At 62.1% G+C, this 23,397-nt stretch carries 24 protein-coding genes; 6 read left to right on the forward strand and 18 right to left on the reverse strand.

Annotated elements, in window-relative coordinates:
- Nucleotides 1-7: 7 nt before the first annotated feature.
- From J2X15_RS00460 to J2X15_RS00515, 12 genes are all read right to left on the reverse strand, one after another.
- Nucleotides 8-1,327, reverse strand: a complete 1,320-nt coding sequence (locus J2X15_RS00460) for an ABC transporter substrate-binding protein (protein WP_409034230.1) — start codon at nt 1,325-1,327, stop codon at nt 8-10.
- Between the two features lie 142 nt (nt 1,328-1,469).
- Nucleotides 1,470-2,252, reverse strand: a complete 783-nt coding sequence (locus tag J2X15_RS00465) for a 3-ketoacyl-ACP reductase (RefSeq protein WP_310338319.1) — start codon at nt 2,250-2,252, stop codon at nt 1,470-1,472.
- The gene (locus J2X15_RS00470) at nt 2,249-3,172 is read right to left on the reverse strand and encodes a 3-carboxy-cis,cis-muconate cycloisomerase (protein WP_310338321.1); all 924 of its coding nucleotides are present in this window, start codon (nt 3,170-3,172) and stop codon (nt 2,249-2,251) included. The genes J2X15_RS00465 and J2X15_RS00470 overlap by 4 nt, the downstream gene beginning before the upstream one ends.
- 5 nt (nt 3,173-3,177) lie before the next feature.
- The gene (locus tag J2X15_RS00475) at nt 3,178-4,080 is read right to left on the reverse strand and encodes a sugar phosphate isomerase/epimerase family protein (RefSeq protein ID WP_310338323.1); all 903 of its coding nucleotides are present in this window, start codon (nt 4,078-4,080) and stop codon (nt 3,178-3,180) included.
- A 5-nt stretch (nt 4,081-4,085) separates the two neighbouring features.
- Nucleotides 4,086-4,982: a 4-hydroxyphenylpyruvate dioxygenase gene (locus J2X15_RS00480; RefSeq protein ID WP_310338325.1), complete on the reverse strand. Its 897-nt coding sequence runs from the start codon at nt 4,980-4,982 to the stop codon at nt 4,086-4,088.
- 53 nt (nt 4,983-5,035) lie between these two features.
- The gene (locus J2X15_RS00485) at nt 5,036-6,613 is read right to left on the reverse strand and encodes a methyl-accepting chemotaxis protein (protein ID WP_310338326.1); all 1,578 of its coding nucleotides are present in this window, start codon (nt 6,611-6,613) and stop codon (nt 5,036-5,038) included.
- Nucleotides 6,614-6,653: 40 nt separating this feature from the next.
- Nucleotides 6,654-7,406 (reverse strand): ABC transporter ATP-binding protein, encoded by a 753-nt coding sequence (locus tag J2X15_RS00490; RefSeq protein ID WP_310338327.1) that lies wholly within the window; start codon nt 7,404-7,406, stop codon nt 6,654-6,656.
- Between the two features lie 3 nt (nt 7,407-7,409).
- A complete protein-coding gene (locus tag J2X15_RS00495; protein ID WP_310338328.1) occupies nt 7,410-8,183 on the reverse strand; it encodes an ABC transporter ATP-binding protein in 774 nt (257 codons plus the stop codon).
- Nucleotides 8,184-9,167 (reverse strand): branched-chain amino acid ABC transporter permease, encoded by a 984-nt coding sequence (locus tag J2X15_RS00500; RefSeq protein ID WP_310338330.1) that lies wholly within the window; start codon nt 9,165-9,167, stop codon nt 8,184-8,186.
- Between the two features lies 1 nt (nt 9,168).
- Entirely contained in the window at nt 9,169-10,044 is an 876-nt protein-coding gene (locus J2X15_RS00505; protein WP_310338331.1) for a branched-chain amino acid ABC transporter permease, read from the reverse strand.
- A 31-nt stretch (nt 10,045-10,075) separates the two neighbouring features.
- Nucleotides 10,076-11,275, reverse strand: coding sequence for an ABC transporter substrate-binding protein (locus J2X15_RS00510; RefSeq protein WP_310338334.1), 1,200 nt, complete (start codon nt 11,273-11,275; stop codon nt 10,076-10,078).
- Nucleotides 11,276-11,291: 16 nt separating this feature from the next.
- On the reverse strand, nt 11,292-12,179 hold the full coding sequence (locus J2X15_RS00515; RefSeq protein WP_310338337.1) for a shikimate dehydrogenase family protein: 888 nt from the start codon (nt 12,177-12,179) through the stop codon (nt 11,292-11,294).
- 180 nt (nt 12,180-12,359) lie between these two features.
- On the opposite strand from J2X15_RS00515, the gene J2X15_RS00520 reads away from it, so the two are divergent.
- The gene (locus J2X15_RS00520) at nt 12,360-13,166 is read left to right on the forward strand and encodes an IclR family transcriptional regulator domain-containing protein (protein ID WP_310338339.1); all 807 of its coding nucleotides are present in this window, start codon (nt 12,360-12,362) and stop codon (nt 13,164-13,166) included.
- A 17-nt stretch (nt 13,167-13,183) separates the two neighbouring features.
- Here the strand turns inward: J2X15_RS00520 and J2X15_RS00525 are convergent, their stop codons facing one another.
- The 3 genes from J2X15_RS00525 to J2X15_RS00535 all read right to left on the reverse strand — a co-directional run bounded on the left by J2X15_RS00525 (nt 13,184) and on the right by J2X15_RS00535 (nt 15,605).
- Complete coding sequence (locus tag J2X15_RS00525) at nt 13,184-13,942, reverse strand: response regulator (protein ID WP_310338342.1); 759 nt, start codon at nt 13,940-13,942, stop codon at nt 13,184-13,186.
- A 387-nt stretch (nt 13,943-14,329) separates the two neighbouring features.
- Nucleotides 14,330-15,085, reverse strand: a complete 756-nt coding sequence (locus tag J2X15_RS00530) for an SDR family oxidoreductase (RefSeq protein ID WP_310338343.1) — start codon at nt 15,083-15,085, stop codon at nt 14,330-14,332.
- A 97-nt stretch (nt 15,086-15,182) separates the two neighbouring features.
- A complete protein-coding gene (locus J2X15_RS00535; protein WP_310338344.1) occupies nt 15,183-15,605 on the reverse strand; it encodes an Lrp/AsnC family transcriptional regulator in 423 nt (140 codons plus the stop codon).
- A gap of 157 nt (nt 15,606-15,762) precedes the next feature.
- Between J2X15_RS00535 and J2X15_RS00540 the strand changes: the two genes are divergently transcribed.
- Both J2X15_RS00540 and J2X15_RS00545 read left to right on the forward strand, forming a co-directional pair.
- Nucleotides 15,763-16,812: an ornithine cyclodeaminase gene (locus J2X15_RS00540; RefSeq protein WP_310338345.1), complete on the forward strand. Its 1,050-nt coding sequence runs from the start codon at nt 15,763-15,765 to the stop codon at nt 16,810-16,812.
- Between the two features lie 14 nt (nt 16,813-16,826).
- A complete protein-coding gene (locus J2X15_RS00545; RefSeq protein WP_310338347.1) occupies nt 16,827-17,867 on the forward strand; it encodes a histone deacetylase family protein in 1,041 nt (346 codons plus the stop codon).
- A gap of 9 nt (nt 17,868-17,876) precedes the next feature.
- Here the strand turns inward: J2X15_RS00545 and J2X15_RS00550 are convergent, their stop codons facing one another.
- The gene (locus J2X15_RS00550) at nt 17,877-18,431 is read right to left on the reverse strand and encodes a PAS and helix-turn-helix domain-containing protein (RefSeq protein WP_310338350.1); all 555 of its coding nucleotides are present in this window, start codon (nt 18,429-18,431) and stop codon (nt 17,877-17,879) included.
- A gap of 123 nt (nt 18,432-18,554) precedes the next feature.
- Here J2X15_RS00550 and J2X15_RS00555 point away from each other — a divergent pair, with 123 nt between their 5' ends.
- From J2X15_RS00555 to J2X15_RS00565, 3 genes are all read left to right on the forward strand, one after another.
- Entirely contained in the window at nt 18,555-19,262 is a 708-nt protein-coding gene (locus J2X15_RS00555) for a CoA transferase subunit A (protein WP_310338352.1), read from the forward strand.
- A gap of 2 nt (nt 19,263-19,264) precedes the next feature.
- Complete coding sequence (locus J2X15_RS00560) at nt 19,265-19,903, forward strand: CoA transferase subunit B (protein WP_310338355.1); 639 nt, start codon at nt 19,265-19,267, stop codon at nt 19,901-19,903.
- Between the two features lie 77 nt (nt 19,904-19,980).
- A complete protein-coding gene (locus J2X15_RS00565) occupies nt 19,981-20,448 on the forward strand; it encodes a hypothetical protein (RefSeq protein ID WP_310338358.1) in 468 nt (155 codons plus the stop codon).
- A gap of 69 nt (nt 20,449-20,517) precedes the next feature.
- Here the strand turns inward: J2X15_RS00565 and J2X15_RS00570 are convergent, their stop codons facing one another.
- Nucleotides 20,518-22,083, reverse strand: a complete 1,566-nt coding sequence (locus J2X15_RS00570) for a DHA2 family efflux MFS transporter permease subunit (RefSeq protein WP_310338360.1) — start codon at nt 22,081-22,083, stop codon at nt 20,518-20,520.
- Between the two features lie 12 nt (nt 22,084-22,095).
- Nucleotides 22,096-23,385, reverse strand: a complete 1,290-nt coding sequence (locus J2X15_RS00575; protein WP_310338362.1) for an HlyD family efflux transporter periplasmic adaptor subunit — start codon at nt 23,383-23,385, stop codon at nt 22,096-22,098.
- Nucleotides 23,386-23,397: the final 12 nt, after the last annotated feature.

Consider the following 23,397-nt stretch of genomic DNA (forward strand, 5'->3'; position numbering starts at 1 on the left):
CTCCTTGTCATTTGTAGTACCCGGCCACGCGCATCAGTTGGTCGGTCTTGGCCTGCGCTTTTTGTAGCGCCTGGTCCACGGTCTGCTTGCCCGCCAGTGCGTCGCGGATTTCGGCGCCTGTGATCTCGCCGATGTCCTGAAACTCGGGGATGGCGACGAACTGCACACCCACATAGGGCGCCTTGCCCTCCGTGGCGTCCCGCGGGTTGGCGGTCACCATGGCGATGGCCTCGGTCATGGCAAAGCGCGCGGCCTTGGTGAACTCCGGACGCTGGTAGGTGGAGAGGCGCGTGCCCGAGGGCATGGCGGCCCAGCCCTTGGTGTCGGCTACCAGGCGCAGGTAGGGCTCAGACGTGGCCCACTGCACAAAGCGCTGGGCTGCGTCGGCATTCTTGCTGCTAGCGGGAATGGCCAGCGCCCAGGCCCAGAGCCAGCCCGCACCCTTGTTGGTGACGGCGGTGGGGGCCAGCGAGAAACCGGTGACGCTGGCCACCTTGCTGAACTTGGGATCAATCAGCGCACCGCCGGCGCTGGTGGCATCCACCCAGATGCCGCACTTGCCCTGGGCAAACAGGTCCAGGTTCTCGTTGAAACTGTTGGCTACAGCGTTGGGCGGGCCGTATTGGGTCAGCAGCTTCACGTAAAACGAGATCGCGTCCTTCCACGGTTTGGTGTTGATTTGCGGGCGCCAGGCCATGTCAAACCACTGGCCGCCAAAGGTGTTGACCATGGTGCTGAGCAGGGCCATGTTGTCGCCCCAGCCCGCGCGCCCGCGCAGGCAAATGCCATAGAGCCCGGCAGCAGGGTTGTGGATCTTGGCCGCGGCTGCGGCGATCTGCTCCCAGGTGGGGCGGTTGCTGATGGAGAGGCCCGCCTTGTCAAACAGATCGGTGCGGTACATGGTCATGGAACCTTCACCGTAGAAGGGCGCGGCGTACAGGCGCTTGTTGTACGAGAGGCCATCGCGCACCGTGGGGATGAGGTCCTTCACGTTGTAGGCGTCGGTGGGGGTGATCTCGCGCAGCCAGCCCTTGGCGGCCCAGATGGGCGTCTCGTACATGCCGATGGTGACCACGTCAAACTGGCCACCCTTGTTGGTTACGTCCGCGCTGACCCGCTGGCGCAGGTCAGCCTCTTCCATGGTGGTCCACTTGACGCGTATGTCGGGGTTGGCCTTCTCGAAATGCACGCTGAGCTTTTGCATTTCAATCATCTGCCGGTTGTTCACCGTGGCCACGGTGATGTCCGTGGCGGCCCACGCATGGTTTCCAGCAAGTACGCCCGTGGCGGCAAGCAGAGCCCAGATCCAACGATTTTGTGTTTTCATAACCAATACGATGCAGTGAGAATCTGCATCTCAGGTTACGTCCCTGTACGGGCTTGCGCCAATACCCTGCCTTCAGCGGCGTATACCGTTCCTTCAATATCGGCTAGGGCTTTCCCTTATGGGTAAGAGCAGGGCTCTACGTCTAGTACTTGTTGATCAACATGCCGCCATCCACCCGGATGGCCTGGCCCACGGTGTAGGGCAGCAGGCCCAGCGCCAAAGTGCTCACCACCTTGCCCACCTCGTGCGCTTGGCCCCAACGGGGCACCACCAGCCAGCCGCGCTGGATGTCGGCGTCGTAGCGTGCCTTGGAGGTCAGGCTCATCTCGGTCTCTATCAGGCCTGGGACAACTTCATATACCCCAATACCCTCGCCACCCAGTCGTACGGCAAACAGTGAAGACACCATGGACAGCGCCGCCTTGGACACGCAGTATTCCCCGCGCTGGATGGAGACGGCCTGGGCATTGGACGAGGTGATGGTCACCATGCTGCGGTGGTGGGGATGCTGCGGGCGCACCAGCAAGCGCCTGGCAAAGGCCTGCATGAGAAAAAAGGTGCCGCGCGTATTGATGTCCTGGCAGTGGTCGTAGGCCTGGGGTGTCACGTCCAGCAGGTCGCCGCGCGACAGTACGGACACCCCGGCGTTGTTCACCAGACAAGTCACCGGACCCAGTACCGCCTCGGCTGCGTCCAGCATGGCCGCGTGGGTGCTGGTGTCGGCCAGGTCAAAACACACCGCAGTACTGCGAACTCCCAGCTCCGCGACTTCGGCGGCAGCAGCGTGCAGTTCGTCGCTGAGCATACGGTCGCACAGCGCCACGTCAAAGCCGGCCTGGGCCATTTGCAGTGCGATGGCACGGCCTATGCCGCGCTGGGCACCGGTAACAAGTGCCACCGGTCGGTTGGATGTGTCTGCTGTCATGGTGCGGTGTCGGAGATTTGCTGCAGGGCTTGGGCCATGCCGTGGGCACTGGCGTGCGCCGACATCAGCAGTTGCGCCCATTCGGCCTGCTCGGCCTGCCACACACCCAGGGCGCGTTCATGGGCTTCGGGCATGGAAGCCAGTAGGCTGGCCACGCGCTGGGGCGCGCGCCGCGCCGCTGCCAATGCCGTCAGGCAACCGGTCGGCAATTGGTCGGAGGCGGCGCGGCGCGTCATTTCCTTGGCCAGGGTGCCCAGGCTGCCCACCAACAGGCCGAGGTCGCAGCCCAGCGCCACCCAAGCATCGCGCTGGGTGTGCCAGGGGGCTTGCGGCACGCCCAGGCGCAGGTGCTGTGCCATGTGCTGTTCTACGGCGGAGCCCTGGTTTTGCCCCTGAGCTCGCATCTGCGCCAGGGTGCCGCCCAGTTGTACGGCCAAGGCCTCGGCGGCGCTGCGTTGTAGGCGCTGCAACGCGCGCAGTAGGGGCGCGGCAGCATCGGCGCTGCCCTGGGTTTGCAGCGTGTGTACGCACAGCTGCACATCGCTGTGCACTCGCTCCAGCACGTCGCGGGTGATGAGCACGGTGGCGGTATCCACCAAGTCTTGTTTGGTGCAGTCCAGGTGCACACAGGCCACCGCGCCGGGGTTGAACAGGCCCACCGTTTCCTGCAGACTCTTGACCAGCGGAATGGCAAGGCTGCCCGCACGCACGCTGTCGCGCACGATTTTGGGGGCGTCAAACAGTTCTACTTTGCAGGTGCCTACGATGGACTGCGCGGCGGCAGCCGGAATCAGGCCGCAAGAAGCCTGCGCCTGAGCCAGGGCCGACTCAAACTGCAGCATGGCTGCCACAAAGCGCTGGGCGCCAAAGGCGTCCAGCAGCTCGGGTGCCTGCAGGAATTCTTCAAACACACTGCCCATGGTGTTCAGCGCGTGGCCTGCTTCAGGCGCAGCTGGTTGGGCAGGGGCACAGAGCGGCGCAGCACGTCTTCGCCCAGCCATAGCGCGGCGCGGCGCGCGCGTGCGGCCACGGTGGGGAGGGGCATTTGCTGGTAGTCGTCGTTGAACACCTCAAAGCTGTAGTCGCCGCGGTAGCCCAGCTGATGCAGCTTGAGCACCAGTTCGGCCAGGGCTTCGCTGTGCACGCCTTCACCGGGAAACACGCGGAAGGTGCGCGCGGTGCTGATGCGTTCTTCCACGGTCTTGATCTCGTTCCACATAAAGTCAGCCAGCTGCACCAGGAAGATCTTGCTCGGGTCCAGCATCTCCAGTTCGTCCAGCGGGGTTTTGGTGGCAAACATGTGGAAAGAGTCAAACCCCAGGCCCAGGTTGGGCATGTCGGCCTGGGTGATCACGTCCCAGGCCTGGGGAAACTCGTTGATGGTGCGGCCCCAGGACAGGGCTTCAAACGCCACCTTGATGTTCATGGGAATGGCCAGCATGGCCAGCTTGCGCAGGTCGCGCACCAGGGCGTCGGTGTCGCCGGTGGCGTGGGTGGAGGTGCTGGAGCAGGCCAGCATGACGCGGCAACCCAGCGCCTGGCACATCTCCATCATGCTTTTGGCAATGTCTACCTTGTAGGCATGCAGGTGGCCCGACAGGCCTTCAAAGTCGCGCAGCACCTGAAAGCCGGTCACGCGCAGGCCGCTGTCCTTCACCTCTTGTACCGCAGCCTCCCAGCCTTGCGGGTGGCCCACCAGGTCGCGTGCGGCCAGCATGACCTGGCCGAAGCCCGCGGCGCGCATGGCGTCCAGCTTGGCTTTCAGCGGTCCGGCCAGCGAGATGGTGTCCATCCCGAAGTCGTCAAATTTGCCTTCGAATTGGCTCATGGTGATCAGCCTCGCGTGTGGTGGACCAGCTCGAACATGGCGTTGCCCATGGTGGGGCGGGTTAGCGCGCCCTTGCTGTCCTGCGTGGGGTCTTTGCTGGGCACAAACTCCACGCCGCGCGTGCGCAGCGCCGCCACGGTGGCGGGCACATCGGGTGTGCCCAGGCCAATGCGCTGGAAGCATTCGTCGTCTTCCACGTCCAGTACGCCGGGTTCGGGCTCGATGAGCTGCAAGTAAAAGGTGTTGCACGGGCTTTGCAGAATCAGGCCCTTGGGCAAGATGCCAAAGCGCGTCTCCGGTGCTAGCGCGGTGAAGCCAAACAGCGCGCTGTAGAACTCGGTCCAGTCGTCACTGCGGTCGTTGCCGATGTACTGCACTACGCCAAAGAAGTGCAGGCCCGCAATGGCAGGCGGGTTTTTGTCCACCGCGGGTACGGGGGTGAAGTCCACGTCGTAGATGGAGAACTCGCGGTGCCGGTCCACAAAGTAGATGCGGCTGTTGCCCACGCCATGGATGGCGGGAATGTGCAGCTCCATCACCTCCACCTGCACCGGCACGGCCCAGGCACCGCGCTCCAGCGCACGCTGGTAGGCGGCCGAGGCGTCGTGCACGCGCAGGGCGATGGCGGCAATCACCGGCTTCTCGGTCAACGCAGCACCACGGCCGTGGGCGTTGACGATGACATTGATGTCGCCCTGACGGTACAGCAGCACCTCGCGCGAGCGGTGGCGCGCAATCGGCTTGAAACCCATGGCTTCCAGCACCTGGCCCAGCGCCTGGGGCTTGGAGGTGGCGTACTCAATGAACTCAATGCCTTCCAGTCCCAGCGGGTTGGGGCCTTCGTCAATGTGTTCGCGGTCGGCACCGCTGGGGCGGGAGGTGTTTGTGCGGTAGTCGGACATCTTGAAAACTCCAGAAGGCGGGATGAACGGTATGAAGAGAGGGCGTGCGAAATTCACGCGAGGGCCAGACGTCGCGCGGTGGTGCGCGTGCCCAGATCAAAAACGGCGACCGCTTCCACCTGCTGCGCTGCCATGTTGTTGAGGCCCTCAGCGGCGGCGGCCATTTCTTCGACCAGCGCGGCGTTCTGCTGGGTGGCCTGGTCTATGGTGGCAACGGCCTGCCCCAATTGGGACACGCCATGGGATTGCTCCTGGCCGGCCTGGCTGATCAAGGCCATGACCTCCGTCACGCGTTCAATGGATTGGACGACACCCGTCATGGAGTGCTGCACTTGTTCTACCAGCTGGTTGCCCTGGTTCACGCGCTGCACGCTGGTGTCGATCAATTCCTTGATCTGTTTGGCGGCTTGCGCGCTGTGGCCCGCCAGCGATCGCACCTCGGCGGCTACCACGGCAAAGCCGCGCCCCTGTTCTCCCGCGCGGGCAGCTTCTACCGCTGCATTTAACGCAAGGATGTTGGTTTGGAAGGCGATGCCGTCGATGACCTGGATGATGTCCGCAATCTTCTTGGAGGCCTGGTCAATCTGCTGCATGGTTTGCACCAGATGGGTGACGACCTGACCGCTTTGCTGGGCCGTGCCAGAGGCATTGGCGGCCAGTTCATTGGCCCGCAGGGCATGGCCGGCGTTGTCACGCACACTGCTGCTGAGATCATCCATGGCCGCAGCGGTTTGTTGCAGGGAGCTGGCCTGCTGTTCGGTGCGTATGGAGAGGTCACTATTGCCTTTGGCAATTTCTTCACTCGCAGTGGCGACACCTTCCGACCCCGACCGCACCGTGGACACCACGCGAACCAGGTTGTCCTGCATATCCTTCAGCGCGTCCAACAACTGCTGCATTTCTCCAAAGCTGGTCACGTTGCGACTTTGCACGTCGAGCTGACCCTGTGCAATGGCGTGGGCCAGCCGCACGGCCTCTGTAGCAGCACCGCTGATGCTGCGCGAGATGGCCCACGACAGCAGGGCACCCAAGGTACAGGCCAGGATACCAACGCTGACCATCAACACCCGGGCCTGTGCCTGTTCGGTTTTGACGGTCTGCACTCCCGCGTCCATGGACGCCTGTTGGTGTTCCGCCCACGCGCTCAAGGCCTTTTGGTAGCCCAGCAACTGCGGCACGTATTTGTCATTGAACTCGGAGCGCGAAAAGTCGCTGGACCCGCTGTCCACCGCACTCAGTACATCGCCAACCGCCGCTTTGTAACCCGTGTAGGCTGCGGTCACCTGCTTTAGCAACGCCGCATCGGCATCGCTGCCTGTGGTGCCGGATGCATAGGTTTGGACCAAATCATCGATGGTTTTCAATTGCGCACTGATTTGGGCGCGCAAGGGCTTTTGTTTTTCGGGATCCCCGGTGGCAATGAGCAAACTGGTGTTGATGCCCTGATTGCTCAGGATTTCCTTCCATCGCAAGGCATCACGTTCCGTTTTTGCCAGCACATTGCTGAGGTGGTCCACCATCATCCCCATGCGATGCTGCCCCAACAGACCCAGGCACAAGACCAGAATCATCAATGCGAGAACCGCAGTGAACGCGAGTGTCAGGCGGCTATGAATGGTGTTCAAACGCATCGCTTATCCCCTCAAGGCTGTTGGGTTGTTGGGTTTGCTGTCACACGGTGCTGGCTTGGGCGTTGGACTGGTGGGCGCCGCCCAAAAACAGGCGCTCGATGTTTGGGTCTGCGAGCAATTCCGATGCCGGTTTTTGCAGCACCAGGCGACCCGATTCCAGTGCAATGGCTTCGTCCGAAATTTTCAGCGCGCTCTTCACGTTCTGTTCCACCATGAGCACCGTGGTGCCTTGGTCGGCCAGCCGGCGCAAGAGCTTGAATACGTCGGCCACCACCATGGGCGAGAGGCCGATGGAAGGCTCGTCGATGAGGATGACTTTGGGGCGCAACAGCAGGGCGCGGCCGATTTCGAGTTGCTTTTGCTCGCCACCGGACAGAGCCGAAGCCGCCGAGTGCATGCGCTCTTTGACGCGCGGGAAGAACTCCAGCACTTCCGGAATACGCTCGTGCGTGGTCTTCATACCCAGGGTGATACCGCCCAGCTCCAGGTTCTCGAACACGCTGAGTTGGCCAAACAGGTTGCGCCCCTGCGGCACAAAGGCGATGCCCTGGGCCAACAGCTGCTTTTGTGTTGCGCCGGCCACGCTCACGCCGTCCAGCAGGATGTCGCCCTGGCGTGGTTTGAGCAGGCCAAACAGCGCTTTGAGTACGGTGGATTTGCCCGCGCCGTTGGGGCCCAGCAGCAGGGTGATGGTGCCGCGCTTGGCTTTGAATGACAGGTTGTTCAGGATCATGAAATCCTTGTAGCCCGCCACCACGTCCTTGAATTCAATGCAGGTATCTTGTGTGTTCATGGCTTAGCTCCCCAGGTAGGCGTCCAGCACCTGTTTGTTGCCGCGGATTTCTTCCGGTGTGCCAATGGCCAGCACCTGGCCTTCAACCATCACCATGATGCGGTGGCACAGGTCCATTACAAAGTCCATGTTGTGCTCAATGACGACAAAGGAACTCTGCTTGCCGAACTTGGGGTTGCGGTTGAGTTCCTTCAGCAGCGTGCTGATACCGCCTACCAGGCTGGGGTTCACGCCGGCGCAGGGTTCGTCCAGCAGTACCAGGTCGGGTTCGCTCATGAAGGCCATGGCAATGTCCACCAGCTTTTGCTGTCCGTAAGACAGCTCGCCAGCTTTTTTGTCAGCCACATGGCGGATGCGGAACTGGTCGATCAGCGCGTCGGCCTTGGCGCCCAGGCCGGAATCGGAGGGGGCGAACATGCGGCTCAGCATGGAGCCTTGGTGTTCTTGCGCCGCCACGATGAGGTTGTCGCGCACCGTCATCTTGCCAAACACCTGCAGGGTCTGGAAGGTGCGGCCTACGCCCAGGCGGTTGAGTTCCAGCGGGCCGGCGTGCGTCACGTCCTTGCCGTTGAGTTCGATCTGCCCCGCATCGGGCGTGATCTGGCCCAGCATGCTGTTGAACAGCGTGGTCTTGCCTGATCCGTTGGGGCCGATCACACCAAAGATTTCTCCGGGCATGACTTCGAAGGACACACCGCCCACGGCCTGGATGGCGCCATAGGCCTTTTTGATATTGCTGACTTTAAGAACAGGCTGTTGCTCTGTGGGGTGGCTCATTTATTTGGCTCCCAGGGTGTTGGCAGCCGCGGCACGGGCTGCACTGGCTTCGCGCGCTTGGCGCTTGGCTTTGATACGGTCGGGAATGCTCAGCAGGCCATCGGGCAACCAGATCATCAGGAGCACCACGGCGGCGCCAAAGACAAACAGATACCAGGCCTGTGCAAAGCGCAGCCACTCGGGCAGGATGACACCCACGGCCGAGCCCAGCAGCGGGCCCAGGAAGTAGCCTGGGCCGCCCACCACCACCATGAGGTACATCATGATGGACGCGCCCACCGTGAAGGGCGCGGGCTCGATGAACTGCACCAGCGAGGCAAACAGCGCACCCGCCACACCGGCATACACAGCGCCGAGGGCAAAACTCAGCAACGTGTAGCTGCGCGTATTGATCCCCAGGCTTTCTGCGCGGATGGGGTTGTCGCGCAGTGCGGTAAAGGCTTTGCCCCAAGGGCTGCGCAGCAGGCCCCACTGCAGGGCGGCCAGCAGCACGGCAGTGCCCAGCACAAAGTAGTAGTACGCCAGGTTGCCTTCCAGCGAAAAGCCGGCCAGGCTGGGGCGGGCAATGCCGTTGATGCCGAAGGTGCCACCGGTCAGCCACTCTTCGTTGCGCATGACCAGCCACACCGCGGTATTGAAGCCCAGGGTGGCGAAGGCCAGGTAAATGGTCTGCACGCGCAGCGCCGGAAAGCCCAGGGCAATCCCCACAAAGAAGCAGATCAGCGCGGCGGTAGGCAAGCCCACCCAGAAGCTGATGCCGGCTTTCATCATGATGGCCACGGTGTAGGCGCCAATGCCAAAGAACGCGGCGTGGCCCAGCGACTTCTGCCCGGCATACCCCACGGTGAGGTTCAGGCCCATGGTGGCAATCACGAAGACCAGCCAATAGGACAGCAGGTAGAGGCCGTAGTTTTTAAGAAAAGGAGGCGCAGCCAGCAGCAGTACTGCGCAGGTAGCTATCAAAAAGAGAGTAAATTTTTTCATGTCAGACCTTGCGTTCTTCTTTTTTGCCCAACAACCCTTGCGGCTTGAACAGAATCACGACCATGAAAATCACCAGCGCCACGGCGTCCTTGTAGGCCGGAGAGATGTAGGCGGCGGCCAGGTTCTCGGCCACACCCACAATCAAACCACCCAGCAGCGCGCCGCGCGAGTTGTTGAAGCCGCCGATGATGGCGGCGAAGAAAGCCTTGTTGCCCAGGCTCTCGCCCATGTCGAACTTGGCGAGGTAGGTGGGTGTGACCAGCAGGGCGGCTGCCACGGCCAGCACGGCATTGATGGCAAAGGCGTAGAAGATCATGCGTGGCACGTTGATGCCCAGCACGCTGGCGCTCTCGGTGTTTTGCGCGACGGCCTGCATGGCGCGGCCGGTGACGGTCTTGGTCATGAAGGCCTGGGTGGCAAACACCAGCACTAGCGCCAGTGCGAAGGTGCCCACATCGGCCAACGTGATGGTCACGCTAGCGATGTTGAACAGTTTGTCGGCAAACAGGCTGGGGAAGGGGTGGGCCTCGGCGCTGTAACCTGCGCGCAGGCCGTTGCGCATGGCAATAGACAGGCCGATGGTGGCCACGACGATGGGCATCATGCCGTACTTGAACAGCGGGTCCACCAGACCGCGCTTGAACACCCAGCCCAGCAAAAACACTGCCAGCACCACGGTCAGCACAAAGCTCACCGCCAGGGGCGCGCCCATACTCAAAAAGCCCAACATCATGAAGGCTGGCAGCATCACAAACTCGCCCTGGGCGAAGTTGATGGTGCCGCTGGCCTGCCACAGCAGGGTAAAGCCCAGTGCGGCCAGGGCATAAATGGCTCCTGTGGCCATGCCACTGAAGAGCAGTTGGAGAAAGTCGGTCATGGGTGTTCCCGTGGTGTAGCGTGCGGCGGCCTTACTTCTTGGCCGGTGCGGACTTGCCCGCGGCAATGGGCTTGTTGGCAGTCACGAGGGGGTTAAGCGGGGGCAGGGTAGCCACCACCACTTGCTGGCCGTCCTTCACTTCCACCAGGAAACTTTCGCGGTCCAGGTCGCCGTTCTGGTCGAAGGCCACGTTCATCAGGATGCCGGGCTCTTTGTCCGTGGTGACCACCAGGCTGTGCAGGGCATTGGCCACGGCCTTGCGGTCGAGCTTGCCTACTTTTTCGATAGCAGCCTTGAGGGCATAGATGCCGGAGTAGCCCTTCATGCCGTTGTGGTCCGAGACGTATTTGTAGTCGCGCTCGAACTTGGCGCGGAACGCGCGAATGGCGGGCAGTGGTGCGTCCACGGTCAGACCCACGTGGGCCACGGCACCGTTGGCCGCCTCACCGGCCAGGTCAATGACTTTTTGGCCGGTCAGGGTGGTTTCACCAATGATGGGTTTGTTCCAACCTTGCTTACGCAGCTCGCGCAGCAGGCGGGCCGACTCTTCTTCATTGGAGTAGACAAACACGCCATCGGCACCGCTTTGTTTGGCTTTAAGCACCGCAGCGGAAAAGTCTACCTGGCCAGAGTCGGTGGAGATCTCAGCCACCACCTTGGTGCTGGACTTGTCCAATGCCTTTTTGATCATGTCCAGGCCACCCTTGCCGAAGTCGTTGTTCACGAACACGATGGCCAGGGTCTTGAGCTTGGCCTGGTCGCTGATGTAGCGTGCTACCTTGGGCATGGCGGTCGCTTGGGTGAAGCTGGTGCGGAAGACGTACGGGTTGCCCTGCATGGTGATACTGGCTGCCTCGCCACCCGTGAAGTTCGGGATTTCGGCTTTGCGGCTCTCAGCCATGGACACCATGATGGAGCCTGAGAACACGGGACCGAAGATGGCGAACACGTCATCGTCCACAGCCTTTTGCGTCAGGCCCTTGGCCACACCAGGGTTGGACTGGGTGTCGGAGGTCGTGGTCTGGATCTTCTTGCCCAGAATGCCGCCGGCAGCGTTGATTTCCTTCACCGCCAGCTCCACGCCATTCTTGAAGTTGGTGCCCGCAGTGGCACCACCGCCGGACAGCTCCACAATGTTGGCGATCTTGATGACTTCCTGACTAAAAGAGGCGCTAGCCCCCATCAGCATTGCGCAGGCAGCTATCAATTTGAGAGTGTTTCGTTTTTGCATGTCGTGGTCTCCTCGGTTAAAAAAGGGTGGGGTCAATTTGCGCGCGTAAAAACTGGGTGTCCCGGCGCACCAGGTCTGCGGCTTCGGTGTAGCCAAAAAAATCCAAATACAGTGGCGCCTGCTGTACCAGCATCTCAAAGCCCGGCTGGGCGTTCAGGCCCCGGCCGCGCGCAGCGCGTACCCAGGGCGTGGGCTGGTTCTTCATCACGATGTCCATCACCGAGGCATGGGGTTCCAGGCGCTGTACATCGCAGGGTTGTGCGTCGCCCGCCTGCAGCCCCAACGGGCTGGCGTTGATCACCAGGTCGTAGCCGACGGGGTCGTTGGTGGGGGTTGCCACTACCTCGGCCTGGCTGTGGCGGCCAATATGGCGGGCCACGGCGTCGGCCTTGCCCGGCAGCGGGTCGTACAGGGCCACATGGGCCGCAGCGCCCGGTGTGGTGCATGCCAGCGAGGCGGCAATGGCCGACGCGCCACCTCCCGCGCCCAGAATCAGCACCCGCTGCTGCTGGTAGGACATGCCAAAGTGGTTCAGGGCGCCCACCAGGCCTTCACCGTCAAACAAGGCACCTTCCAGGCGGCCATCGCTGTTGCGGCGCACGGCGTTCACGGCGCCGGCAGCACGCCCCATGGGGCTGCACGCGTCCAGCAGATGCACCAGCGCGGTCTTGTGCGGAATAGCCGCCCACAGGCCCTTGATGTTGGCTGCGCCAAAGGCGCCTTTGACCAACGCGGTGAGGTGCTGGGGCGCCACATGGGTGGGGACGAGCACGGCGTTGATACCGGTGCGTGCGAACACGGCGTTGAACAACGCGGGCGCCTGCACCTGCGCCACCGGGTCACCGACGATCAGGTAGACGTCGGTGGTTCCGGAGATGGATGGGTGGGCGAGGGCAGAATGCATGAAATGTTCGCTTGTCGATCAATTTGTCGAATTCGGAGCGGACTTTATCTATCCATGACTAAATAAAGAAGGGATATTTTTACTAAATGTCCGTTAATCGATCATTTGTGATCGATGATCGATCGAAACTCGGGTTTTACCTAGTGCTGAACCACCTTCCGGTACCCAAAAATCACCCCCATGCAGATTGATGACGCCACGCCCCCCGCTCTGAGCGAACCCCAAGCGCCCGGCTTGGACAAGAAAGACTGGATCGCTGGGCTGGAAAAGGGCCTGTCCATCATTGAAGCCTTTGACGACGCCCACCCGCGCATGACCGCCAGCCAGGCGGGCGAGCGCTGTGGCATGACACGCACCGCGGCACGCCGCTACCTGCTGACGCTGCAGCACCTGGGCTATGTGGCCACCGACGGCAAGTTGTTCTGGTTGACACCGCGCGTGCTGCGCCTGGGTCAGTCGTACCTGGAGTCGGCGCGGCTACCGCGCATCGTGCAGCCGTTTTTGCAGCGGGTGACGGCGGGCACCCAGGAGATCGCCTACGTGAGCGTGATGGACGGTGACGACATCGTCTACATCGCGCGCAACGGCACCAACCGCAGCATGAATACCGGCTATGTGCTGGGCTCACGCGTGCCCGCGCAGGTGACCGCGGCGGGCATGCTGATCTTGTCTATGCGCGAAGCCGAATGGTTGGAGCGCTGGCTGACCACGCACCCGCTCCAAGCCTACACCTCACACACCATTGCCAGCAAGGACCGGCTGCGGGTGGAGCTGGCGCGCATTCGCCTGCAGGGCTGGGCCATTTCAGAGCAGCAGTTGGAGCTAAACCACCGCGGTGTGGCGGTTCCCCTAATAGACCGGCACAGTGTGCTGGTGGGGGCGCTCAGCGTGACCATGCCCATGGGCAACGAATCCACCGAGGACACGGCTAAGCGCGTGTTGCCCGTGCTGCAGGAGACCGCACGGGCCATGCGCAACCTGATTTGAGTTGAGAGGAAGGCGCCTCAGGCGTGCAGCGCGGTTTCTTGCCCGACTCCGCGGTAACCTACAAAGCGGCAGTACTGGCCGAAGATGGGTTCGCCACTTACCAGGTACTGCTTGCGCTTGCCGTCTGGAGCCAGGCAGCTGTAGGGGTAGTTCAGGAATGGTTCGCGCGCGGCGATTTTGGCGTGCAGTGTGCGGCGCTCTACGTCTGCTCCGTCAGTTGTCGGCGTGCCCAGAATGTCGTCTACGGGCCCTGATACCTTGGTCAGGCTTCCGTGCTCATCCTGCTCCCAGAACCAGTCGGTCGCCAGTTCGGCCAGTGCTTTGTAGTGGGCCTCGCTTTCGCGCAATGCGGCGGTGCGCTGCACCACGGCGGCTTCCAGCAACTGGTCAAATGCGTCGAGCTTCTTGTGCAGCAGATGGATTTCCAGCATGGTATGGACACGCCGTTTGATCTCCACCAAGTCGAACGGCATGGTGACAATGTCGCGGGTCCCCGCTTGCAACGCCCGAAATCGGTGGCCGGGCAGGGCAGTGAGCACAATCACCGGCATGTGGGCGGTTGCCGCCAAGCCGCTCAGGTTGGGCATTTGCTGGTCTACCAGGATCAGGTCGTAATCCGTTTTTCGGCGCAGCGCGTGGGCCTCTTCAGAGTTGACCGCAGATGTGACTTGGGTGTAGCCCGCGTCGGATAACAAGAGTTCAAGCAATTGAACGTTGGCCAATTGATGATCAATGATCAAGATCCTGGCATCGAGAATTTCGGTAGGGCTGAGCATGGTGATATCCACTTTTCTAGTGACGTTTTACCAAGCGGTTAGCGGCGCCCTGGCAACGTTCTTGAAGTTCTGTGCTCCTTGATGTTCCGCGTAACAATGATGGGATTTTTGTATCCGTAGGTATGTGCGATTGCGAACATAGAGCACACCCAGCCCACTTTTTTCTGGGTAGAACACCAAGAGTTTTCGCATGGGCGCGGCTACGGCAGACGTGATCATCATCAAGGGCTGCGAGGGGCCGCTCCCCCGCAGCGCTTCCCAGGTACTGTCTTGAACACTGGCCACGATGCCCTCCGCCTGCAGGGCATCGGCCCATAGCGTGGCGATCTGCAGATTCGAGGCTTGGGTAAGACGTGGCGTGGAGTGGGAAAAGGAGGCCCCGTTGTTTTACACCGCCGTCAGGCCACCGTCCACCGTGTGTGCGTGGCCGGTCACAAAGCTGGCTGCATCCGAGCTGAGCCAGAGCACTGCTGCTGCGACCTCATCCGCTTCGCCGATACGGCCCATGGGATGGGCGCCAGCTACGGTTCCCGCTTGTTTGGGGTCGGCCTGCATCGCACGCTCAAACATCACGGTGCGGATGACACCGGGACACACGGCATTCACGCGGATACCCTTGCGGCCATATTCCACCGCAGCTGATTTGGTGAGGCCGATGACCGCGTGCTTGCTGGCGCTGTAAGCGGACATCTTGGGGGCGCCGATCAGGCCCGCCACCGAGGCGGTGTTGACGATGGCGCCACCGCCCTGGGTGAGCATCTGGGCAATCTGGTACTTCATGCACAGCCACACACCCTTGACGTTGACGCCCATGATGCGGTCAAAGGTGGCCTCTTCGCAGTCTGCCAGGCGCATGTGTTCTTCCTCGATGCCGGCGTTGTTGAACGCACAGTCCAGCCGCCCGAAATGCGCGACCACCTGGGCCACCATGGCTTGCACCTGGGTGGCCTGTATCACGTCGGCCTGGATGAAAATGGCTTCTTGCCCCAAGGCCTGCACCTGGGCTGCTGTCTCCTGCCCCGCCTGAGCGTCGCGGTCGGTCACCGCCACCTTGGCCCCGGCGCGGGCAAAGGCCAGGGCGCTGGCGCGCCCAATACCGCCGCCGCCGCCCGTGACCAGCACCACCTTGTTGTCAAAACGCATGTTCACCATGTTCCCCTTTGCAGAAAGTGACGCATCTTAGGAGGCAGCTGCATGAGCATTGCAGGTCTGCGTAACCCGCGCGACAGTGCCCCGGTACTCAGGCCTTGTAGGTTGACAGCAGGATGCTGGTTTCCGTGGCAGAGATGCCGCTGACCAGCCGAATGTTGCGCAACACCGTGTCGAAAGCTTCCAAGGTGTCGGTATGAAGTTCGGCAACGATGTCCCAGCGCCCGTTGGTGCTGTGCAGAGAGTAGACGTTGGGGTGGCCGCGCAGTCGGCCCAGCACGTCCGGACCCTGGTTGCCTTCCACCGCGATACTCATCAAGGCACGGATGCGTGGGGCTTGCGCTGTTGGCTTGAGGCGCAGGGTGTAGCCCAGGATGATGCCGTCTTTCTCCAGCTTGGCCAGGCGGTTCTGCACGGTGGCGCGCGCAATGCGCAATTTGGCCGCCAGCGCCACCACTGACATGCGGGCGTTGTCCCGCAGCAGGCCAATCAGTTCGCGGTCCGTGTCGTCCATGGGGTGATCTTCCATATTGTCAATATTGATGTTGCATTATGGTTTTAGCCAGCGCATTTATTGCCAATATGCGGTATTTTGTTTGGCGCGGTCCGTCTACACAATCCTTTTCAGTCGCCTGCACCGCCTTGTGTAGGCAGAACCAAAAAGGATTCCCATGACCCGTTTCATCGATGTTCCCGCCATGTCCAAGCTGATCCAAACGGTGGGGTTGAAAGATTTCATCGCTCAGCTCGCGGACAGCATTCAGGCCGACTTTGTGCGCTGGCCCGAGTTTGAAAAGTCTGCCCGCATCGCCAGTCATTCGGAGATCGGTGTGATTGAGCTCATGCCGGTGTCGGATGCCGAGCGCTATGCTTTCAAGTATGTCAACGGCCATCCCGGTAACACCGCGCGGGGCCTCTATACCGTGATGGCATTCGGCGTCCTGGCCGAGGTGGAGACGGGTTACCCGGTGCTGCTGTCCGAACTCACGCTGGCGACTGCGCTGCGCACCTGTGCCACCTCGCTGATGGCGGCACGCGCGCTGGCTCGGCCTGATGCCCGGCGCATGGCACTCATCGGCAACGGCGCGCAGAGTGAGTTTCAGGCTCTGGCCTTTCACTACGGGCTGGGCATCCGGGAGATTGCCATTTACGACCTGGACCCGCGCGCTTCGGCCAAGCTGCAGCGCAATCTGGCGGAGCACACCGGTCTGAAAATCATTCCCTGCACCTCTACGGCACAGGCCGTGGCTGGGGCCGATATCGTGACCACCGTGACCGCCGACAAGGCCTATGCGACCATCATCACGCCCGAGATGCTGGAGCCGGGCATGCACATCAACGGCGTTGGAGGTGATTGCCCCGGGAAAACTGAGCTGCATGCCGATGTGTTGCGCGCCGGGAGGGTGTTTGTGGAGTACGAACCGCAGACACGTGTCGAAGGCGACATCCAGCAGTTGCCTGCCGATTTCCCGGTGGTGGACCTCTGGCGCGTGCTGGCGGGGACCGCAGTGGGGCGGCAGGACGCGGCGCAGATCACCATCTTCGACTCGGTGGGCTTTGCGCTGGAGGACTACTCGACCCTGCGCCTGGTGCACCAGCTGGCGCTGCAATGGGACATAGGCTGCGATGTAGAACTGGTACCGGGGTCGGATGACCCCAAGGACCTGTTTCGCCACACACGCCCTGGCGCCGCACGTACCGCCATGCGCCGCGTGGCCTGAGACGCAGTGCGCACGTGATTACCTTTTTTTCCACCCAACACGCGTTGCACGCCCCCGTCTGGGAGTTCTACCGGGGCCAGCGCGTGCCCTGTTTCGAGTCGCCAGCGCGGGCGCAGTTTGTTCACGCGGAATTGCTGGCACGCGGCCATGCCATCCGTGCGCCGGAGGTGGACAGCACACCGCTGCTGGCGCAGGTGCATGCCCCGCGTTATCTGGCCTTTCTGGCCTCGGCCTGGGCTGAGTGGCAGGGGCTCTCGGGCGGCCAGGCCACTTTGCAGCCCTTTCCTTCGGTGTGGCCGGTGCGCAGTCTACGTAGCGATGTGGAGCCCGCCAATTTCACGGCCAAGCTGGGCCTGTACTCCATGGACAACGGCACGCCACTGGACGCCGGTACCTGGGCGGCGGCCAAGGAGGGAGCCGATGCGGCCACCAGCGCGGTGGACTTGCTGGCTCAGGGGCAGGTGCGCAGCGCGTTCTGTGCAACCCGCCCGCCGGGCCACCATGCGGGGCCGGACTTTATGGGCGGCTACTGTTTTCTGAATAACGCGGCGGTGGCGGCACAGGCCTTTCTCCAGCAGGGCTGTGAGCGTGTGGCGGTATTGGACGTGGACTACCACCATGGCAATGGCACGCAAAGCATTTTTTACCGCCGCAGCGATGTGCTGGTGGTCAGCCTCCATGGCGACCCGCAAACGGAGTACCCCTTCTACCTCGGCCATGCAGATGAAACCGGTGAGGGGCCGGGGCAGGGTTTTAACCTGAACCTGCCGCTGGCGGCCGGTACCCCGGCGGCGGCCTGGTTTGACGCACTGGACCTGGCCTGCGAGCGCATCACCCGCTTTGGGGCGCAGGCGCTGGTCGTCTCACTAGGGCTGGATACCTATGCCGAAGACCCGATTTCGACCTTTGCGCTGCAGCCTGAAGACTTCCTGCGCCTGGGCCAACGCTTGGCAAGGCTGAAGATTCCCAGCGTGTTCGTGCTCGAAGGTGGCTACGCCGCAGCGGCGCTGGGCAGCAATGCAGTGAATGTGCTGGAAGGGTTTGAGCAGGGTTGAGGGACTGTCTTAGCCAGCCATGAGCTTGTGTACCAGGTCTGCAGTGGTGGATGCCTTGTATTTGCGCATGAGCCGAGCGCGGTATATCTCCACCGTGCGGTGGCTGATAGTCAGCGTTTTGCCGATCTGCTTGGAGGTCAAACCCTGCATCAGGTAGGCGGCCACCTCGCGCTCGCGCGGGGTGAGTTCGGCCTTCACGGGGCGGCGCGCGCTCAGGTCTTCAAAGCACCAGATACCCGCCGCGTGGGGCGCACTTTGGTTCAGTGCACGGCCGGTCACGTGGCACCAAAAGGCCTCGCCCTTGAAGCGGCCGTCCACCCGCTTCATGATGCGGTCATCTGCGTAGGCGCCGTCGCGGTTCATGATGGGGGCAATGCGGGCGCCGGTACGCTCGAATTCGTCAGCGCTAGGGTACAAAATCTGGAACGATTGGTCGATGAGCTGCTCGCGTGTGGCGCCAAACATGTCGCACAGCTGCTGGTTGCAATCCACCATGCTGCGATTGCGTGACAAGGCCATGCCCACGGGGGCAATGTTGAATGCAAGGCGGTAATCAATGTCCATGGAGGGATGGGCGTGAGAGATGGGGGTATCGGGGCGAGGGTTAGGCTTTACGGGGAACTACGTATCTGCATAAGTAGTATCGTAGCGGCCATGTTGTTTTCATCCACCTAGGAGATACGCGCAGTGAACAAAATCTATCCCAGTGCCGCCAAGGCACTTGAAGGCATCGTCAAGGACGGTCAATTGCTGGCCGTGGGTGGCTTCGGCCTGTGCGGTATTCCCGAAGCGCTGATCGATGCGCTCAAGGACAGCGGCGCCAAGAACTTGACCGCCATCTCCAACAACGCGGGCGTGGACGGCTTTGGCCTGGGCAAGCTGCTCGAAACTCGCCAGATCAAGAAGATGATTTCTTCTTACGTGGGCGAGAACAAGGAGTTTGAGCGCCAGTACCTCGCTGGCGAGCTGGAGTTGGAGTTCACGCCCCAGGGCACGCTGGCCGAGAAACTGCGGGCGGGCGGCGCGGGGATTCCGGCTTTCTTCACCAAGACAGGGGTGGGCACCATCGTCGCCGAAGGCAAGGAGCTGCGCGAGTTTGATGGTGAGACCTACGTCATGGAACGTGCCCTGGTGCCCGATGTGGCGCTGGTGAAGGCACATCGCGCGGACAAGTCGGGCAACCTGCAGTTCCGCTACACCGCACGCAATTTCAATCCCGCAGCGGCCATGGCTGGCAAGGTCTGCGTGGTGGAGGTGGAAGAGATTGTGGAAACCGGCGCCATAGCACCTGACCAAGTACACCTGCCCGGCATTTATGTGCACCGCATTGTGCTGAACGCCACACCCGAAAAGCGCATCGAGAAACGCACCATCACCCCGAAAGAAGGAGTCTGACCATGGCCTGGAACCAAGACCAAATGGCGGCCCGCGCGGCCCACGAGCTGGAAGACGGCTTTTATGTGAACCTGGGCATCGGTATCCCCACGCTGGTGGCCAACCATGTGCCTGCAGACAAGGAAGTGTGGCTGCAGTCCGAGAACGGCATGCTGGGCATTGGCCCATTCCCCACAGAAGACGAAGTGGACGCCGACCTGATCAACGCGGGCAAGCAGACTGTCACCACCATCAAGGGCAGCAGCATTTTTGGAAGCCACGAGAGCTTTGCCATGATCCGTGGCGGCAAGATCAACCTGAGCATTCTGGGCGCCATGCAGGTCAGCGCCAAGGGCGACTTGGCCAACTGGATGATTCCCGGCAAGATGGTCAAGGGCATGGGCGGTGCCATGGACCTGGTGGCCGGCGTGAAGCGCGTGATCGTGCTCATGGAGCACGTGGCCAAGAAGAAAGACGGGACCGAAGACCTGAAGATCTTGCCCCAATGCACGCTGCCGCTGACCGGTGTGGGCGTGGTGGACCGCATCATCACCGACCTGGCGGTGATGGACGTGACCCCCGAAGGCCTGAAGGTGGTGGAGCTGGCCCCGGGCGTGAGCCGCGAGGAACTGCAAGCGAAAACTGGGGTTCCCCTGCTCTGAGAGGGGGCTGACACCGGGTAAGATGCGATCGCCAATTCAAACCCGGGGAAAACATGTCCAGAGCGCTTAAATTTCTGATGTTCATTTACGCCGTGGTGTTCCTCACCACGGGGGCCTTCATGATCCTGATCGTGAATGCCGATGAGGGCTCGCAGCCCTGGATCACCCTGCTGGTGCGCAACCATGGCATCGTGTTTGTGTGGCACCTGGCCTGCTGGATGGTGATGGGCATGTTTTCCAACTACTACTGGGACCTGTTCAACATGGGCAAGGGCCTGGAGTCGGTGCAGGTGGGGCGCATTGTTCTTCCACTGTTGGTGTCGCCTATCGTGTTCTACCCCACGTACAACCTGTGGTTGTCCAGCAGCTCGCAAAGCTACATCCTGTTTGAAGTGATCGCCTTCCAGGGCGGTTTCTTCTGGCAGGCGCTGTTCACCAAGGCCAAGCCGCTGGAGCAGTCGCCGGTGATTCCCTGGTCGGTCAACAACGGTGCACGCAACAGCCGCGCCACCACCGTGCCGCAGGGACCCGAGCTGGGGCGTTAAACGCAACGCACTGACAAAAAAACGGGGCTTCAAGCCCCGTTTTTTTATGCCTGCAAAGTGGCTGCCCAGTCAGTGGGCGCCGGCTGCCGCCTCTTTGGCGGCCGCAGCACCCATGCGCTTGGGGCGCGCCAGCCAAACCAGTGGAATCAGCACCATGAAGATCACAGCCGAGGCATAGAACACATCGTTAGCCGCCAGCGTGGCGGCCTGCTGGTCAATCATGCGGTTGATCTGGCTCAGCGCCTGGTCGGTGCTCATGCCGGAGGCATTCAGTCCCGCCAAGGCACTGGTCGAGGCGTTGCTGCCGCGATTGATCATTTCCGTCAACTGGGCATGGTGCATGGTCGTGCGGTCTTGCCAGATGGTGATAGCAATGGAGGTGCCGAACGACCCGCCCAAGACCCGCGCAAAGCTCGACAGCCCGGAGGCGGACGCAATTTTGTCGGCCGGCACGCCACCCAGGGTGATCGTGGTCAGCGGGATAAAGAAAAACGCCAGTGCCACGCCCTGGATCACCGTTGGAATCATCAGCGTGCCAAAGTCTGCCGAGGTATTGAAGTGGGACCGCATGAATAGCACCACGGCAAACACAATAAAGGCAAACGTGGTGAGCTTGCGCGGATCGAACTTGGCGATGTTTTTCCCGACCAGTGGCGACAGGATGATGGCGAAGATGCCCACGGGCGCCATCAGCATGCCAGCCTGGGTGGAGGTGTAGCCCATGAACTGCTGTAACCACAGCGGCAACAAGACCAGGTTACCCATGAACAGACTGTAGGCCACGGACATGGACACCGTGCCGGTCCAGAAATTGCGCACCTTGAAAAGCTTCAGGTCCACCACGGGGTGGTCGTCGGTGAACTCCCAGACGATGAAGTAGGCAAAGGCAATCACGGACACCACCGTCAGCGTGACGATTTCGGTGGAATGGAACCAGTCCAGTTCCTTGCCGCGGTCCAGCATCATCTGGATGGCGGTGACGGCCACCACCAGCAAGCCCAGTCCCACCGTGTCGATAGGGAGTTTGCGGGTCGGGGTTTCGCGCTTGTGGAAGATGGTCCAGGTGATGAAACCGGCCAGCACCCCCACAGGAATGTTGATGAAGAAGATCCAGCCCCAGTGCGCGTTGTCCGTAATCCAGCCGCCCAGCAGCGGCCCCATGACCGGGGCGACCAGGGTGGTCATGGCCCAGAGCGCCATGGCCATGCCGGCCATGGCCGGCGGATAACTGGACAGCAGCAGCGTTTGGGCCAGCGGCATCATGGGCCCGGCCACAAAGCCTTGCAGCGCACGGGCCGCAATCAGCATGTTCATGTTGGGAGCCAGTCCGCACATCCAGGAGGAGAGCACGAACAGCAGCACGCTGGTGACAAACAGGCGCACCTGACCAAAGCGCTGCGATAGCCAGCCGGTGAGCGGCAACGCAATCGCGTTCGCCACACCGAAGCTGGTGATAACCCAGGTGCCCTGGTTGGGGCTGACGCCCAGGTCACCCGCGATGGCGGGCAGCGAGACGTTGGCAATGGACGAATCCAGCACGTTCATGAACGTGGCAGCGGACAGGGCAATGGTGCCCCACAGCCGGGCGGAGCCTTGCAGCGGCGCCGGCGGGGTGTAAGCAGCGGGGGAGCTCATGCAAGCCCCTGCTTAGTTGGCCTGAACGAGGGTGGCGGGTGCAGCGGCGTGGGCTACGGCATGGCTGGCCGCACGCGGGGCGCTATGGCCCAGGTTGGCCGCAATCACGCGCTTGACCTCGTTGCCAGCCTGGCCGTCCAGGGCGGAGTACACCTCGGTCTGCACACTGCTGGCGGTGCGAGGGGCATCGGCCAAGGACTTGCCGCTTTGGTCGGTCACGTCCACCGTGGCTTCCATGGACAGGCCCACGCGCAGTGGGTTCTTGGCCAACTGCTCGGCGTCCAGCGCTACGCGCACGGGCACACGCTGCACCACCTTGATCCAGTTACCCGTGGCGTTTTGCGCGGGCAGCAGCGAGAAGGCAGCGCCAGTACCAGCACCCAGGCCAGCCACGGTGCCCTTGTATTCCATCTTCTTGCCATAGAGGTCGGCCGTCAGGGTGACGGGCTGGCCGATGCGGATGTTGCGCAGTTGCACTTCCTTGAAGTTGGCATCTACCCACAGTTGGTTCAGCGGGATGATGGACATCAGCGGTGCACCGGCAGCCACGCGCTGGCCCAGTTGCACGGTGCGCTTTGCCACGTAGCCATCCACGGGGGCAGGCAGGGCCGCGCGGTGCAGGGCCAGGTAGGCCTCGCGCACTTTGGCGGCGGCGGCCATCACGCTGGGGTGGCCTTCCACATTGGTGCCTTCGGTCAGGGTCTGGTTGCTGCTGAGCTGTTCACGGGCGGCGGCCACACCGGCCTGGGCAGCGGCCATCGCGTTTTGTGCGGCCGCGAGCTGTGACTTGGCGTGGTTCAGTTCTTCCTTGGACACGGCGCCGTTGCCTGACAAGGCTTGGCGGCGGTTCAGGTCATCGGTGGCGCGGGCGATTTCGGTTTGTGCCTTGGCAATGTCCGATTCGCGCAGGGTCACTTGGGCCGAAAGGCTTCCGTTGTTGGCGTACAGCGTACGCACCTGGCGCACTGCCTGGGCCAGGTTGGCCTCGGCCTGGTCCAGCGCCACTTTGGCGTCGGCGGGGTCCAGCTGCACCAGGGGCTGGCCGGCCTTTACGTAGTCGGTGTCATCGGCCAGGATGGCGGTGACCGTGCCGCCAATTTGCGGCGTGATCTGCACGACGTTGCCTTGCACGTAGGCGTTGTCGGTTTCCTCGGAGTGGCGCGAGCCGTAGTACTCAAAGCCGCCATAGGCCAGGCCCAGCAGGACCACGATGGACAGGACGGTGAGGGCTTTCTTGCGCTTGGTGTTGGGAGCGTCAGCGGCGATGGCGGGGGTTGGGGTGGCGGTAGTAGGTGCGTTCATGATGGGTCTGCC

It is taken from the genome of Rhodoferax saidenbachensis, from assembly GCF_031457975.1.
In the GTDB taxonomy this organism is placed as follows: domain Bacteria; phylum Pseudomonadota; class Gammaproteobacteria; order Burkholderiales; family Burkholderiaceae_C; genus Allorhodoferax; species Allorhodoferax saidenbachensis_A.

What these genes read in the sequence shown, in the direction of transcription:
- J2X15_RS00460 (WP_409034230.1), bottom strand. Translation starts at nt 1,327, where the DNA reads ATGAAAACACAAAATCGTTGGATCTGGGCTCTGCTTGCCGCCACGGGC.
- J2X15_RS00465 (WP_310338319.1), bottom strand. Translation starts at nt 2,252, where the DNA reads ATGACAGCAGACACATCCAACCGACCGGTGGCACTTGTTACCGGTGCC.
- J2X15_RS00470 (WP_310338321.1), bottom strand. Translation starts at nt 3,172, where the DNA reads ATGGGCAGTGTGTTTGAAGAATTCCTGCAGGCACCCGAGCTGCTGGAC.
- J2X15_RS00475 (WP_310338323.1), bottom strand. Translation starts at nt 4,080, where the DNA reads ATGAGCCAATTCGAAGGCAAATTTGACGACTTCGGGATGGACACCATC.
- J2X15_RS00480 (WP_310338325.1), bottom strand. Translation starts at nt 4,982, where the DNA reads ATGTCCGACTACCGCACAAACACCTCCCGCCCCAGCGGTGCCGACCGC.
- J2X15_RS00485 (WP_310338326.1), bottom strand. Translation starts at nt 6,613, where the DNA reads ATGCGTTTGAACACCATTCATAGCCGCCTGACACTCGCGTTCACTGCG.
- J2X15_RS00490 (WP_310338327.1), bottom strand. Translation starts at nt 7,406, where the DNA reads ATGAACACACAAGATACCTGCATTGAATTCAAGGACGTGGTGGCGGGC.
- J2X15_RS00495 (WP_310338328.1), bottom strand. Translation starts at nt 8,183, where the DNA reads ATGAGCCACCCCACAGAGCAACAGCCTGTTCTTAAAGTCAGCAATATC.
- J2X15_RS00500 (WP_310338330.1), bottom strand. Translation starts at nt 9,167, where the DNA reads ATGAAAAAATTTACTCTCTTTTTGATAGCTACCTGCGCAGTACTGCTG.
- J2X15_RS00505 (WP_310338331.1), bottom strand. Translation starts at nt 10,044, where the DNA reads ATGACCGACTTTCTCCAACTGCTCTTCAGTGGCATGGCCACAGGAGCC.
- J2X15_RS00510 (WP_310338334.1), bottom strand. Translation starts at nt 11,275, where the DNA reads ATGCAAAAACGAAACACTCTCAAATTGATAGCTGCCTGCGCAATGCTG.
- J2X15_RS00515 (WP_310338337.1), bottom strand. Translation starts at nt 12,179, where the DNA reads ATGCATTCTGCCCTCGCCCACCCATCCATCTCCGGAACCACCGACGTC.
- J2X15_RS00520 (WP_310338339.1), top strand. Translation starts at nt 12,360, where the DNA reads ATGCAGATTGATGACGCCACGCCCCCCGCTCTGAGCGAACCCCAAGCG.
- J2X15_RS00525 (WP_310338342.1), bottom strand. Translation starts at nt 13,942, where the DNA reads ATGCTCAGCCCTACCGAAATTCTCGATGCCAGGATCTTGATCATTGAT.
- J2X15_RS00530 (WP_310338343.1), bottom strand. Translation starts at nt 15,085, where the DNA reads ATGCGTTTTGACAACAAGGTGGTGCTGGTCACGGGCGGCGGCGGCGGT.
- J2X15_RS00535 (WP_310338344.1), bottom strand. Translation starts at nt 15,605, where the DNA reads ATGGACGACACGGACCGCGAACTGATTGGCCTGCTGCGGGACAACGCC.
- J2X15_RS00540 (WP_310338345.1), top strand. Translation starts at nt 15,763, where the DNA reads ATGACCCGTTTCATCGATGTTCCCGCCATGTCCAAGCTGATCCAAACG.
- J2X15_RS00550 (WP_310338350.1), bottom strand. Translation starts at nt 18,431, where the DNA reads ATGGACATTGATTACCGCCTTGCATTCAACATTGCCCCCGTGGGCATG.
- J2X15_RS00560 (WP_310338355.1), top strand. Translation starts at nt 19,265, where the DNA reads ATGGCCTGGAACCAAGACCAAATGGCGGCCCGCGCGGCCCACGAGCTG.
- J2X15_RS00565 (WP_310338358.1), top strand. Translation starts at nt 19,981, where the DNA reads ATGTTCATTTACGCCGTGGTGTTCCTCACCACGGGGGCCTTCATGATC.
- J2X15_RS00570 (WP_310338360.1), bottom strand. Translation starts at nt 22,083, where the DNA reads ATGAGCTCCCCCGCTGCTTACACCCCGCCGGCGCCGCTGCAAGGCTCC.
- J2X15_RS00575 (WP_310338362.1), bottom strand. Translation starts at nt 23,385, where the DNA reads ATGAACGCACCTACTACCGCCACCCCAACCCCCGCCATCGCCGCTGAC.